Source organism: Arsenicibacter rosenii (assembly GCF_001870735.1).
GTDB lineage: Bacteria > Bacteroidota > Bacteroidia > Cytophagales > Spirosomataceae > Arsenicibacter > Arsenicibacter rosenii.
In genome coordinates, this window is record NZ_MORL01000165.1 from 1 (window position 1) to 1,157 (window position 1,157).

The following is a 1,157-nucleotide window of genomic DNA, read 5'->3' on the forward strand; positions in this document are numbered from 1 at the left end:
ACGACGCAGACGGGCTCGGCTACTTCGGCAGTGGGTACGGCGACGGTGCTGGCTCCGGTTAGTCTGACCGTCAGCCGGACCTCCGTGGCCAGTTCAACGGTGGTAACGATCTCCGCCCGTGGCTGTACAAACGGTACGCTGACCTGGTCAACGGGGGCGGCCGATGACGGTAAAACAAGTATTGTCGTACCAGCGGCCGTGAGCAGTATCTACACGGTGACCTGTACCAGCGGCCCTGGCTGTAAAGCAACCGGCCGTATCATGGTCGGTAGTGCCGGTGCCAACGAGTTTACGGTGAATGATGCGGTGATTTGTGCCGGTCAGAGTGCGACGCTGACAGCAACGGGCTGTCTGGGTAGCATCAACTGGATCGGTAGCGGGGTGGATGGCCAAACAACAGCCAGTGTGGTTGTGAATCCGGCGCAGACCACATCCTATACCGCCATCTGTACCAACGGCACGTCGGTCATTGAGGTGGTCGCTCAGGTGACAGTTGCGTCAGCGCCAAGCCTGACGATTAGTGCTTCGCCGTCGGCCATTACCCCGGGTCAGTCATCGACGCTGACAGTAGCGGGTTGCCAGAGCGGTACGCTGACCTGGTCGACGGGAACGGCCGATAACGGTAAAACAAGTATTGTCGTGAGTCCGACGATGACAACCGGTTATGCGGTGACCTGCGCCGCCGGTCCGCAATGTGTCGGTAGTGCCAGCGTAACGGTAACGGTCGGTCAGTCATTGACGCCGCTTCTGTCGCTGGATAAACTGGTGAACAAATCGAAAGCGCAGCTGGGCGACTTGCTGACGTACACGATTGTAATCGCCAACACCGGCACCGGACCGGCCAACAACGTCATTGTCCGTGATTCGGTCAGTTCAGGGCTGACGATCTTGCCGGGTTCGGTTACGACGTCAGTCGCCAACAGCTTTACCCTTGGTGACCCGATCAGTATCTGGAATATCACGACCTTACCGGCCAATTCGACGGCCACCATCATTTTCTCGGCCAGTACAACGGCAGAGGGTGTGGTGTATAACAAAGCGATGATTCCGGGCGATACGGCGAGCGTCTGTACGTCGATTCCGATCAAGGTATGTAAGGGCAGCAACTACGCCATTGAGCTGTCGGCACCAGCGGGGTATGTTCGTTACCAGTGGTT

1 pseudogene is annotated in these 1,157 nt (G+C 58.1%); it reads left to right on the forward strand.

Going from position 1 to position 1,157, the window contains the following annotated elements:
* Window positions 1–1,157 (forward strand): annotated as a pseudogene (locus BLX24_RS30565) (DUF11 domain-containing protein); the annotation flags it as partial.